At 74.2% G+C, this 12,256-nt stretch carries 11 protein-coding genes; 7 read left to right on the top strand and 4 right to left on the bottom strand.

Annotated elements, in window-relative coordinates; all coding sequences use genetic code 11:
• Nucleotides 1-13 precede the first annotated feature (13 nt).
• Nucleotides 14-856, bottom strand: a complete 843-nt coding sequence (ppk2, locus tag CXY01_RS11250; RefSeq protein ID WP_146927509.1) for a polyphosphate kinase 2 — start codon at nt 854-856, stop codon at nt 14-16.
• 99 nt (nt 857-955) lie between these two features.
• Here ppk2 and CXY01_RS11245 point away from each other — a divergent pair, with 99 nt between their 5' ends.
• The 7 genes from CXY01_RS11245 to CXY01_RS11215 all read left to right on the top strand — a co-directional run bounded on the left by CXY01_RS11245 (nt 956) and on the right by CXY01_RS11215 (nt 9,159).
• On the top strand, nt 956-1,351 hold the full coding sequence (locus CXY01_RS11245; RefSeq protein WP_146927508.1) for a TOBE domain-containing protein: 396 nt from the start codon (nt 956-958) through the stop codon (nt 1,349-1,351).
• Nucleotides 1,348-2,115 carry a molybdate ABC transporter substrate-binding protein gene (gene modA, locus CXY01_RS11240; RefSeq protein WP_146927507.1) on the top strand — a complete coding sequence of 256 codons (768 nt, stop codon included), beginning with the start codon at nt 1,348-1,350 and terminating at the stop codon, nt 2,113-2,115. The genes CXY01_RS11245 and modA overlap by 4 nt, the downstream gene beginning before the upstream one ends.
• Nucleotides 2,112-2,918, top strand: coding sequence for an ABC transporter permease (locus CXY01_RS11235; protein WP_146927506.1), 807 nt, complete (start codon nt 2,112-2,114; stop codon nt 2,916-2,918). The genes modA and CXY01_RS11235 overlap by 4 nt, the downstream gene beginning before the upstream one ends.
• Nucleotides 2,915-3,967, top strand: a complete 1,053-nt coding sequence (locus CXY01_RS11230) for an ABC transporter ATP-binding protein (protein WP_146927505.1) — start codon at nt 2,915-2,917, stop codon at nt 3,965-3,967. Before CXY01_RS11235 ends, CXY01_RS11230 begins: the two co-directional genes overlap by 4 nt.
• A gap of 130 nt (nt 3,968-4,097) precedes the next feature.
• Nucleotides 4,098-5,459, top strand: a complete 1,362-nt coding sequence (locus CXY01_RS11225; RefSeq protein WP_146927504.1) for an MFS transporter — start codon at nt 4,098-4,100, stop codon at nt 5,457-5,459.
• Nucleotides 5,459-7,639 (top strand): molybdopterin oxidoreductase family protein, encoded by a 2,181-nt coding sequence (locus tag CXY01_RS11220; RefSeq protein WP_146927503.1) that lies wholly within the window; start codon nt 5,459-5,461, stop codon nt 7,637-7,639. The genes CXY01_RS11225 and CXY01_RS11220 overlap by 1 nt, the downstream gene beginning before the upstream one ends.
• Nucleotides 7,636-9,159, top strand: coding sequence for an FAD-dependent oxidoreductase (locus CXY01_RS11215; protein ID WP_146927502.1), 1,524 nt, complete (start codon nt 7,636-7,638; stop codon nt 9,157-9,159). The genes CXY01_RS11220 and CXY01_RS11215 overlap by 4 nt, the downstream gene beginning before the upstream one ends.
• Before the next feature lie 125 nt (nt 9,160-9,284).
• Here CXY01_RS11215 and CXY01_RS11210 read toward each other — a convergent pair whose 3' ends face one another.
• The 3 genes from CXY01_RS11210 to CXY01_RS11200 all read right to left on the bottom strand — a co-directional run bounded on the left by CXY01_RS11210 (nt 9,285) and on the right by CXY01_RS11200 (nt 12,200).
• Nucleotides 9,285-10,811 (bottom strand): molybdopterin-dependent oxidoreductase, encoded by a 1,527-nt coding sequence (locus CXY01_RS11210; protein ID WP_146927501.1) that lies wholly within the window; start codon nt 10,809-10,811, stop codon nt 9,285-9,287.
• A gap of 394 nt (nt 10,812-11,205) precedes the next feature.
• Nucleotides 11,206-11,652: an HIT family protein gene (locus CXY01_RS11205; RefSeq protein WP_146927500.1), complete on the bottom strand. Its 447-nt coding sequence runs from the start codon at nt 11,650-11,652 to the stop codon at nt 11,206-11,208.
• 14 nt (nt 11,653-11,666) lie between these two features.
• Entirely contained in the window at nt 11,667-12,200 is a 534-nt protein-coding gene (locus tag CXY01_RS11200; protein ID WP_146927499.1) for a DUF1697 domain-containing protein, read from the bottom strand.
• Between the last annotated feature and the right edge of the window lie 56 nt (nt 12,201-12,256).

Here is a 12,256-nt window from a genome sequence, read left to right as displayed (position 1 = left end):
TTCGCCCTGGGCGTCAGAGGTGCTTCTCCGGGTCGCCCATCAGGGCGGCGACGTGGTCGGGGACATACGTCGACAGCTCGCGCGGCGGGCGCTCGTACCCGTTGGAGGCCGCGGGGCGGTCGGGCAGGACCACCTCCTCGCGCGGCACGTCGGTGTACGGGATGGTCGAGAGCAGGTGGCTGATCATGTTCAGCCGGGCGTGCTTCTTGATGTCCGACTCCACGATGAACCAGGGGCTCGACGGGACGTCGGTGTGCACCAGCATCTCGTCCTTCGCCTTGGAGTAGTCCTCCCAGCGGCTCAGGGACGCGGTGTCCATCGGGCTCAGCTTCCACTGCCGCACCGGGTCGTTGAGCCGGGACCGGAAGCGCTTGAGCTGCTCGTGGTCGGAGACGGAGAACCAGTACTTGCGCAGCAGGATGCCGTCCTCGATGAGCATCTGCTCGAAGATGGGCGTCTGCCGCATGAACCGGCTGTACTCCTGCGGCGTGCAGAAGCCCATGACGTGCTCGACCCCGGCGCGGTTGTACCAGGAGCGGTCGAACAGGACGACCTCGCCGGCTGCGGGCAGGTGCGCGACGTAGCGCTGGTAGTACCACTGCGTCTTCTCGCGCTCCGTCGGCGTCGGCAGCGCGGCGATGCGCACGACGCGAGGGCTGAGGTACTCGGAGATCCGCTTGATCGTGCCGCCCTTGCCGGCGGCGTCACGACCCTCGAAGATCACGACGACCCGGGCGCCCGTCTCCTTGGCCCACAGCTGCACCTTGACCAGCTCGGACTGGAGGCGGAACAGCTCGGCCTCGTAGACGTCGTCGGAAATCTTGTCCTTGCGCTTCTTGCCGGACTTCTTCGCCATGTCCGGACGCTACCGCCCGAACCGGACGACTGCTCGACTTCCGCAGATGCGGTTCTGTGTGTCCATCTGAACCGCTTCTGCGGACGTATCCTGATCGGCGTGACGACCTACCGGATCAGCGAGGCGGCCGAGCTGCTGGGCGTGAGCGACGACACCGTGCGTCGCTGGGTGGACTCCGGGGCACTGGCCGCGTCGGAGGACGACGCCGGGCGCAGCGTCGTCGCCGGCACCGCCCTGGCGGCCCTCGCCGTCGAGCGTGCGAGGACCCCCGACGACCCCGCCGCCGGTTCCAGCTCGGCCCGCAACCGCCTCCCGGGGCTGGTCACCCGGATCGTGTCCGACACGGTGATGTCCCAGGTCGAGCTCCAGGCGGGGCCGTTCCGCCTGGTGTCGCTCATGTCCACCGAGGCGGTGACCGAGCTGGGCCTCGAGGTCGGCTCCCGGGCCGTGGCCGTCGTCAAGGCCACCACCGTCCTCGTCGAGACGCCGCGATGAGGTCGATCCGGGGCGTCGCCGCCGTCGGAGCCCTCCTCCTGCTGGCCGCCTGCTCGTCGGCGCCCGCCACGAGCGCGGACGGGCCGTCCGGCCGGCTGACCGTCTTCGCCGCCGCGTCGCTGCAAGGCGTGTTCGACCAGCTCGCCGTCGAGCTCGAGGCGCAGCAGCCGGGCGTCACGCTCGACCCCGTGACGTACGACGGCTCGTCCACCCTGGCGACGCAGCTGGTCGGTGGGGCGCGGGCGGACGTGTTCGCGTCGGCCGACGAGGTCACGATGGCCGCCGTGACCGACGCCGGCCTGGGCCGGGGGCAGCCGACGGTCTTCGCGACGAACACCCTGGAGATCGTCGTCGAGCCGGGCAACCCGCTCGGGATCGACTCGCTGGCCGACCTGGCTGCGCTCTCGACGTCGGGCGGCACGGTCGTGCTCTGCGCGGCGCAGGTGCCGTGCGGGTCCGCGGCGCGCACGGTCCTGGACGGCGCGGGCCTGGCGCTGACGTCGGTGAGCGAGGAGCAGAACGTGACCGCCGTGCTCACGAAGGTCCGGACGGGTGACGCCGACGCGGGCCTGGTGTACCGGACGGACGTGCAGGCGGCGGGCGGCTCGGTCGAGGGCGTGCGGTTCCCCGAGGCGGCGACGGCCGTCAACCGGTACCCGATCGTGACGCTCACCGAGGACCGTGCCGCGCAGGCGTTCGTCGACCTCGTGCTGTCCGACACCGGCCGGCGGATCCTGCAGGCCGCGGGCTTCGGAGCACCGTGACGCGCGCCCGCGCCGTCGGGGTGCCCCGCCTGCTCTGGGTGCCGGCCGCGCTCGCGGCGGGGCTGCTGGTGCTGCCCGTGCTCGCCCTCGTGCTGCGCGCGGACTGGGGGTCGCTGCCCGCCGACATCACGACGCCGGCCGCGCTGGACGCGCTGCGGCTCTCGCTGTCCACGTCGGCCGCCGCCACGGGCGTGTGCTTCCTCCTCGGTGTCCCGCTCGCCGTCGTCCTCGCCCGCGCGGACGGCTGGCCGGCCGACGTGCTGCGCGCGCTGGTGACCCTGCCGCTCGTGCTGCCGCCGACGGTCGGCGGTATCGCCCTGCTCTACCTGCTGGGGCGGCGCGGTCTGGTGGGCCAGTCGCTCGACGAGTGGTTCGGGATCACCATCCCGTTCACCACGGCGGCGGTCGTGATCGCGCAGGCGTTCGTCGCGATGCCTTTCCTGGTGCTGAGCGTCGAGGGGTCGCTGCGCACGGCGGGCACCCGGTTCGACGTCGTCGCCGCGAGCCTCGGCGCCGGACGCTGGACCGTCCTGCGGCGGATCACCCTGCCGCTCGTGCGGCCCGGCCTGGTCAGCGGGACGGTGCTGTGCTTCGCGCGGGCGCTCGGCGAGTTCGGCGCGACCGCGCTGTTCGCCGGCAACTCGCCGGGCGTCACCCAGACCATGCCCCTGGCCATCTACTCGGCGTTCAACGGTGCCGGCGTGACGCAGGGGACCGCGGTCGCCCTGTCCCTGCTGCTGGTGCTCGCCGCGGTCGCCGTGCTGCTCGCCGCCCGCGCCTGGCGACCGGGCCGGGCCGCATGACGTCCCTGCACGCGGAGGTCGTCCTCCGGCGGCGCGAGTTCACGCTGGACGTGACGTTCGCGGCCCACCCGGCCGAGGTCGTCGCGATCCTCGGCCCCAACGGCGCGGGCAAGTCCACGCTGCTCGCGGTGCTCGCCGGGCACCTCCTGCCGACGTCCGGCGTCGTCCGGGTGGGGGAGCGGACGCTGACGGCCGTCCGGGACGGCTCGGCCGACGTGGCGGTCCGCCCCGAGCACCGGTCGGTGGGCCTGCTCGGGCAGGACCCGCTCGTGTTCCCGCACCTGAGCGCGCGGGAGAACGTCGCGTTCGGGCCGCGGGCCACCGGCACCCGGGCAGCCGATGCCGGACGCGTGGCCGACGACTGGCTCGCGTCCGTCGGGCTGGCCGGGCTCGGTGCCCGGCGCCCCGACGCGCTGTCCGGCGGGCAGCGGCAGCGGGTCGCGCTCGCCCGGGCGCTCGCCGCCGAGCCCGCGGTCCTGCTGCTGGACGAGCCGTTCGCGCAGCTCGACGTGCGCACCGCGGCCGAGCTTCGCGAGGTGGTGCGCGAGCAGGTCCGCCGGACCCGCACCGCCACCGTGCTGGTGACCCACGACGTGCTCGACGCCGTCGCGCTCGCCGACCGGGTCGTCGTGCTCCACGACGGCCACGTGGTGGAGCAGGGCCGGCCGCTCGACGTGCTGACCGACCCCGTCCACCCGTTCACGGCCGCGCTGGCGGGCGTCAACCTCGTCGTCGGGCGGCTGGTGGCGCAGCCTGACGGCAGCACCGCGCTGGCCGGCCCGGACGGCGTCCTGGTCCCGTGCGACGCGCCCGAGCCCGGCGGTCGGGCGCAGGTGACCTTCCCGCCGGGGGCCGTCGTGGTCGGTGCGGGCTGGCCCGCCCGGGTGGTCGACCTCGAGCCCGGCACCACCGGCGTGCGTGTCCGGACCAGCGGGGACGTGCTGGTCGACCTGCCACCGGCACGGGCCGCGGCACTCGACCTGCGCGTCGGCGCGGAGCTGCGCCTGAGCGTGGCCGCCGAGCACGTCCGGGTGCGCTCGCTGGCCTGATCTCACAAGAGGCCCGTCGGACCGGTGCGCGAAATGAACCGTGCACGCAACGGAGGAGACAGGTCCGCCGAAACATCCGCTGCCTAGCGTCGGCGTCGACCGAGCACCCCCCGTCCACCCGGAGGTCCCCATGGCGCCACAGGTCCTGACCGACGCCAGTACTGCCCCCGTCCTCGACGCCGCTCCGCTCACCCACCGCCCTGGCCGCTGGATCGACGGCTGGAACCCCGAGGACGACGGCCAGTGGGCCTCCGTCGGCCGGGCGATCGCCCGCCGGAACCTCGGCCTGTCGATCTTCGCGGAGTTCCTCGGGTTCGCCGTCTGGGCTCTGTGGAGCATCGTCGTCCCGCGGCTGCCCGACGCCGGCTTCGTCCTGACCGTCGACCAGATGTTCTGGCTGATCGCGCTGCCCACGCTCGTCGGCGCCACCCTGCGGATCCCGTACACGTTCGCCGTCCCGATCTTCGGGGGCCGCAACTGGACCATCGTGTCCGCGCTGCTGCTCCTCGTCCCGACCGTCGCGCTCGGCATCGCCGTGCAGAACCCGCAGCTGGGCTTCCCCGTCCTGCTCGTGGTCGCGGCGCTGGCGGGCGTCGGTGGTGGCAACTTCGCGTCGTCGATGGCGAACATCTCGTTCTTCTACCCGGAGAAGGAGAAGGGCCGTGCGCTCGGCCTCAACGCGGCGGGCGGCAACCTCGGCACCGCCGCGGTGCAGTGGGCAGTGCCGATCGTCGTCGTCGTCGGCGCCGGCATGCAGCTCCAGTGGGCCGGCTTCATGTTCGTGCCGCTCGTCGTGATCGCGGCGGTGCTGGCGTTCCGCTACATGGACAACCTGTCCAACGCCAAGGCGGACCCGCGTGCCTACGCCGTCGCCGCCCGGTCCCGGAACACCTGGATCATCTCGTTCATCTACATCGGCACCTTCGGCTCGTTCATCGGCTTCTCCGGCGCCTTCCCGCTGCTGCTGGCCAACACGTTCCCGGAGGTCACCATCACGATCGCGTTCGCCGGTGCGCTCGTGGGCTCCATCGCCCGGCCGTTCGGCGGGACGCTCGCGGACAGGCTGGGTGGCGCCCGCGTCACCATCGGGGCGTTCACCGTCATGGCGATCGGCGTCGTCTGTGCGATCTTCTCCCTGCGCGCCCACGCGTTCGGGCCGTTCCTCGCCTCGTTCCTCGTGCTCTTAATCGCCACGGGAGCCGGTAACGGCTCGGTCTACCGGATGATCCCTGCGGTGTTCCGGTTCGGGGCCACGGACGCCGAGGACCGAGCCCGGCGCGCGAAGGCCGCGGCCGGCTGCCTCGGCATCGCCGGCGCGATCGGGGCGTTCGGCGGCTTCCTCATCCCGCGCGGGTTCGCCATCTCGACGACCGCGACGGGCAACATCCAGGCGGCCCTCTGGGTCATCGTCGGCCTGTACCTGGTGATGAGCCTGACCACGTGGGCCGTCTACCAGCGCCGGTCCGGCACCTACGGCACGACGGTCATCTGATGACCCTGCTCGCGGCGGTCACCCCGGAGGGCGCAGACAGCCACTGCCCCTACTGCGCGCTGCAGTGCGCGCAGACGCTGCACACCACGGTCGCCGAGGGCGACGTGCGCACCGTGACCGCCGCGGGCAGGGACTTCCCGACGAACAAGGGCGGGATGTGCCAGAAGGGCTGGACCTCGCCCACCCTGCTGCGCGCGACCGACCGCCTCACCACACCGCTCCTGCACGGCCGGCCGGTCTCCTGGGACACGGCGCTCACGTTCGTCGCCGACCGCCTGTCGGCACTGCGGGCCGAGCACGGGCCGGCGTCCGTGGCCGTGTTCGGCGGCGGCGGGCTGACCAACGAGAAGGCCTACGCGCTCGGCAAGTTCGCGCGCACGGTGCTGGCCACCCCGAACATCGACTACAACGGCCGGTTCTGCATGGCGAGCGCCGCGGCCGGTGCGAACCGCACGCTCGGGGTCGACCGCGGGCTGCCCTTCCCGCTGGCCGACCTCGGCGGGGCGCAGGCGGTCCTGCTGCTCGGCTCGAACCTCGCGGAGACCATGCCGCCGGCCGTCCAGCACCTCGCGGGCGTGCGCGCGGCCGGCGGCCTGGTCGTCGTCGACCCGCGCCGCTCCGCGACCGCCGATCTCACCGCCGACGACGGCGGGCTCCACGTGCAGCCCGTGCCCGGCACCGACCTCGCGCTGCTGCTGGGGCTGGCGCACATCGTGCTCGCGGAGGGCTTCGCCGACGTGGCGTACCTCGACGAGCGGACGACGGGACTCGACGACGTCCGGCGCTCGCTCGCCCTGTGGTGGCCGGAGCGGACCGAGCAGGTCACGGGTGTGCCCGTCGCGACGCTGCGCCGCGCCGCGTTCCTGCTGGCCAACGCCTCGCCGTCCCGGGGGGGAGCCGGCGCCTACGTCCTCACCGGCCGCGGCGTGGAGCAGAGCACCCAGGGCACCGACACCGTCACCGCGGCGATCACGCTCGCGCTCCTGCTCGGCCTCCCGGGGCGCATCGGCTCCGGCTACGGCGCGATCACCGGCCAGGGCAACGGTCAGGGCGGGCGCGAGCACGGGCAGAAGGCCGACCAGCTGCCCGGGTACCGGTCGATCGAGGACGAGTCGGCGCGCGCGCACGTCGCGGGCGTGTGGGGCGTCGACCCCGCCGACCTGCCGCGGACCGGGATGCCGGCCATCGAGCTGCTGCGGTCGCTCGGCACACCGGGCGGCCCGAAGGCGCTGCTCGTGCACGGCTCGAACGTGCTGGTCAGCGCCCCGGACGCCGACCGTGTCCGGGAGCGCCTGGCGTCCCTGGACCTGCTGGTGGTGTGCGACTTCCTCCCGTCGGAGACGGCCCAGCTGGCCGACGTCGTCCTCCCCGTCACGCAGTGGGCCGAGGAGGAGGGCACGATGACGTCGCTCGAGGGTTGCGTCATCCGCCGCCGTCGCGCCCTGCCGCCGCCGCCCGGGGTGCGCAGCGAGCTCGAGATCCTCGCCGACCTCGCGCACCGGCTCGGGTCGACGGTCCGCTTTGACACCTCTCCGGCGGCGGTCTTCGACGAGCTCGCGCGGGCGTCCGCGGGCGGGCGAGCCGACTACAGCGGCCTGAGCCACGAGCGTCTCGACGCCGAGCCGGACCTGTTCTGGCCGGTGCCCGCGGGGCCGGCGCCGCACCCCGGCACCCCCCGGATGTTCCTCGACCGGTTCCCGACGCCCGACGGTCGCGCCCGGCTGATCCCCGTGGACCACCGCGGCCCGTCGGAGGACCTGCGCCGCGACGCGCCCCTGTTCCTGATCACCGGCCGGGTCCTCGCGCACTACCAGTCCGGTGCACAGACCCGCCGTGTGCCCGAGCTCGTACGCAGCGCCCCGACGCCGTTCGTCGAGCTCCACCCGCTGCTCGCCGACCGGCTGGGCATCGGCGAGGGCGACCTGGTGCAGCTCGACACCGAGCGCGGCCGCGGCGTCGTCCGTGCGCGGCTGACCGACGCGGTGCGACCCGACACGGTGTTCATGCCGTTCCACTGGGCCGGCACCGGCAGCGCCAACCGGCTCACCACCGACGCGACCGACCCGATCTCCGGGATGCCCGAGTTCAAGGTGTGCGCCGTCGACGTGCAGCGCTGGGCCGGTCCGGCCGAGGTCCTCGACGACGAGTCGTTGCTGTTCCCCGAGGAGGTCCTCCGATGAGCAACCCGGTTCGCGTGGTCGTCGTCGGCCACGGCATGGTCGGCGCACGGTTCGTCGACGACCTGCACCAGCGCGACCCGGGCGGCCGGTTCCGCACCACGGTCCTCGGCGCCGAGGAGTACGAGCCGTACAACCGGGTCCTGCTCTCCGAGGTGGTTGCCGGCAAGCTCGACGTCGCCTCGATCACGCTGCCGCGCAACGCCCACCGCAGCGGCAGCACCGTGCTGCCCGGGACGCATGCGGTCACCATCGACCGCCACGCCGGGGTCGTGCTCGACCACGCCGGTGAACGGCACCGGTACGACGTCCTGGTGCTCGCCACCGGGGCGCGGGCGCGCATCCCCGAGCTGTTCGGCCGGCGGGGCGACGACGACCTGCCCGCCGGCGTGCACGCGCTGCGCACCCTGGACGACGCGCGCGAGATCGTCGCGGCGACCGTGAACGCCCATCGCGCCGTGGTCGTCGGCGGCGGCGTGCTCGGGCTCGAGGTCGCGTGCGGGCTCGCGCACCGCGGCGTCCCCGTGACCGTGGTGCACGGCGGCGCGAACCTCATGGACCGCCAGCTCGACGGACCCGCCGCCGCGGCGGCGACCGCCCGGCTCACCTCCCTCGGCATCTCGGTGCGGGTGGGTGCCCGGACCGAGGAGGCGGTGGTCAGCGGCGGACGCGTGACCGGCGTGCGGCTCGAGGGCGGCGAGGTGCTGGGTGCGGATCTCCTGGTGCTCACCGCCGGGACCGTCCCCGAGGTCGGGCTCGCCCAGCGGGCCGGCCTCGACGTGGCGCGCGGCATCGTCGTCGGCGCCGACCTCGCCTCACCCGCGGACGCGCGCGTCTTCGCCATCGGCGACTGCGCCGAGCCTCCCGAGGGCGGCTCCGGGCTCATCGCCCAGGGCTGGGACCAGGCCCGGCGCCTCGCGACCCTGCTCACCGAGCCGTCCGCGGCGCGCGACGACGTCCCGCTGCCCACCGTCGGCACCGACGTCGTCAAGGTCAAGGGCGTCGGGCTCGACGTCGTCGCGATGGGCGTGTGCGGGCCGCGGGCCGGCGGCCGCCGCGTGCGGCTCAGCGACCCCGAGGGCGGCCGGCACATCGAGGTGGTCGTCGCCGACGGTCGTGTCGTGGGGGCCACCTGCGTGGGTGCCGGACCGGTCGCGGCCGACCTCGTCGCGGCCTACACCCGCGGCACCCCGGCACCCACCGACCCGGCCCAGCTGCTGGTCCGGCCGGTCGCCGGGACGGCCGTGCCCGCCGCGAGCCCGACGCTGATGCCCGACCGTGCGGTGGTGTGCCGGTGCAACGGCGTCACCAAGGGCGACATCGTCGGGTGCTGGCGGCACGGGGACCGCAGCGTCGAGGAGGTGGCGGCCTCGACGCGCGCGACCACCGGCTGCGGCGGCTGCAAGGACGCCGTCTGCGGCATCGTCGACTGGCTCCGCCGCTCGGACCCGGACCAGCCGGCCGCCCGCGCCGAGCGCGCGGCGGACGCGACTCCCGACCCGGCCCCGGTCACCGCCCGCTGACGTCGGACCCGCACGGCTGTCGTCTCGTCACCGCCGCCGGGATCGAACGAGCCTGGGGGCCGGAACGGCGGCACGGTGGTGGACCGGGAGCGGGCCGATCACGCGGACGCGTCCGACGTCGACGGTCAGGTGACCGTGACGCGGACGGTGTCGTAGCCCGTCGCACCGTCCGGGATGACGTCCGCGCGCGCACCCGTCTGGTAGCCCTGCGGGTCGGACGCGCGGACGTAGAGCTGGTACTCGCCGGGCTCCGCGTCCCAGGTCCACGACCACTGCCGCCACGAGTCGATGCCGCCCTCGTCGGCGAGCGTGGCGTCGCTCCAGCTGCCCTGCTCGACGCGCACCTGCACCCCGGTGACGCCGCGGTGCTGCGCCCAGGCGGTCCCGGCCACGACGACCGGGCCGGCGGGGACGGACGCCCCGGGCCTCGGCACCTCGATGCGGGACTGCGTCTTGATCGGCCCCTCCGGCGACCAGCCGCGGTCCGTCCAGTAGGCGGTCACGTCCGCGAACCGGGTGACGCGCAGCTCGGTGACCCACTTCGTCGCCGACACGTACCCGTACAGCCCGGGCACCACCATGCGCACGGGGAACCCGTGCTCGACGGGCAGCGGCTCGCCGTCCATGGCGATGGCCAGCAGCGCGTCGCGGCCGTCGGTCAGGGCGGCCAGCGGGGTCGACGCCGTGAACCCGTCGATGCTGCGGGACAGCACCATGTCGGCGTCCGCCGTCGGGCGCGCACGGGCGAGCAGGTCCGCGATCGGCAGCCCCAGCCACTTCTGGTTGCCTATGAGGTCGCCGCCGACGGGGTTGGACACGCACGCGAGCGTCACCCACGCCTCGACCAGCTCGCTGTCCAGCAGCTCGGCCCAGGTCAGGGTGATCTCCTCCTCGACCATGCCGTGCACGCGCAGGCTCCAGGTCTCGGGGTCGACCTGCGGCACGACGAGCGCCGTGTCGATCCGGTAGAACTCGTCCGCGGGCGTCTGCCACGGGCCGACACCGTCCACGCCGACGTCGACACCCGACGGCACGGCCGCCGCGGGGGTCGCGGGACGAGGGATCCGGATCGCCGAGCGGGCCGTCTGGGCTCCGCGAGCACCGGCGCCGATGGCCCGGCCGACCACGACCCCGACCACGCCGAGCGCACCGGCCGCCGCCGTGACCTGCAGGAACGCGCGTCGTCTCACGCCCTCCGGCTGGGGTCGCTGGGGTGCGCCGGGCAGTCGCCGGATCAGCTCCCGCAGGGTCAGCAGCCCCGCGATCGCGCCGACCACCGCCGGCGCCGCGGCGAGCGCCCCCGCGTCCGGCCGACCCATCGCGGCCAGCCCGGCGACCGCACCCAGCACCACCACGAGCGTGGCTCCCCACGCCCAGCGCCGCGCCGCGAGCACCCCGGCCAGCGCCGCCAGGGCGAGCAGCACGACCACCTCACCGATCCCGAGGACCACCTTGTCCGCGGTGCCGAACGTCGACGCGGCGAAGTCCTTGAGCCACGCGGGCGTCGCGTCGACGAACGCCGACCCGACCGCGACGAGCGGGTCGGTGCTCGGTCCGGTGAGCAGCGCGACGAGCGAGCCGACACCGAGGGTCACGGCCCCCGCAGCGAGGCCGGCGAGCGCGGCGAACCCGGTGTCCTGACGTCCAGCCATCTGCTGCGTGCCTCCTTGGTGGGCGGTCAGCCCCGACTCTGCCCTGACGCGCTGCGAATGTCGTCACCCATCGTGCCTGCACTCCCTGTGCGCAACGTCCGAGCGGGCCGCCGCGATACCGCGTCTTCCGGGGACGCCCGGAGACCGGATGCACGAGCACCGAGAACGCGGCACCGTCCGAGCGAGACGTCCGCACCTCCGGTCGCCAGGACGACCGATCCTGCGGACATTGCGGTGTGCCAGGTCGGGACGTCCGCACATCCGGTCGCCAGGACGACCGATCCTGCGGACACAGCGGTGTGTCAGGTCGGGACGTCCGCAGATTCGGTCGTCGGGACGAACGATCCTGCGGACGTTGCGGTGCTTGCGGGGGGGCAGAAAGGGGGCAGGCCCGTCAGAGGGCGGGGCTGTTCAGGGCTGCGGGGACGTGGGCGCCGTGGCCCCGGGCGGTCAGTGCGTCGCGCACCCGCTCCGCCGCCGCGTCGAGCTCGGCTGCGGGGACGTCGTGGCGGGCGTTGCTGAACGAGAGGCTGGCCTCTCCCCAGGCGGGCAGGACGTGCAGGTGCAGGTGGTCCACCTCGAACCCGGCGACGAGCAGCGCGGCGCGCGGGGCGGACCAGGCCTGCTGCTGGGCCTGCCCGATGGTCTTCGCGACGAGCACCAGGTGCGCCAGCACGTCGTCGGGAGCGTCGGTGAGCTGCACGATCTCGTCGCGGGGGACCACGAGCACGTGGCCGTCGGTGATGGGCGCGATGGTGCCGAACGCGACGGCGACGTCGTCGGCCCACACGAACCGGCCGGGGATGTCGCCGGCGATGATCTGGGTGAACAGGGTGCTCATGCCACCCACGCTAGTCAGGCGCGCTCGCGGGCGAGCCTCTGCAGGGCGAGGACGGTGTTCCAGTTGCGGGCGGTCCCGGTCCGACCGGTCGCCTTCTCCAGCACCGGCAGGGTCAGCTTGGAGCGGCCGATGCCGTCGGGGAAGTACGCGTAGGTCTCGTGGCCAGCGAACGCCACCGACTCCTTGCCGTACGGGGTGGGATCGAAGTCGGTGCTTCCGGGCGGACCGTCCCAGCAGTACAGGACGAGGTGCGACGGGTCCGCGGACGCCTCGTCGGCGAACGGCAGGCGGTCCACGATGGCGTCCCACTGCGCCAGGGACCGGGTGATCACGGGGACGTCGAAGCCGAGCTCCTCGACGAGCGCCCCGGCCAGGCCCGGACCGACGGCGGAGGCCGGGCCGGAGGGCACGAGGACGAGGTTCCCGCTGTTCACGTAGGTGGTCACCTGCGTGTGGCCGAGGCCTTCGGCGACCGCGCGCAGCTGTGCGGCCTTGACGGTGCGACCGCCGACGTTGACGGCGCGCAGGAGGGCGATCACGGGGCTCATGCCCTCACTCTCACACCCAGCACCGACGCCGTGTGCGGGAAAGGTTCCTCCCAGGT

Origin of the sequence: Cellulomonas xylanilytica, assembly GCF_007989805.1 — a bacterium.
Classification (GTDB): Bacteria; Actinomycetota; Actinomycetes; order Actinomycetales; family Cellulomonadaceae; genus Cellulomonas; species Cellulomonas xylanilytica.
The sequence above is the reverse complement of the archived record's forward strand: the minus strand, read 5'-3'. Positions and strand labels throughout refer to the sequence as shown.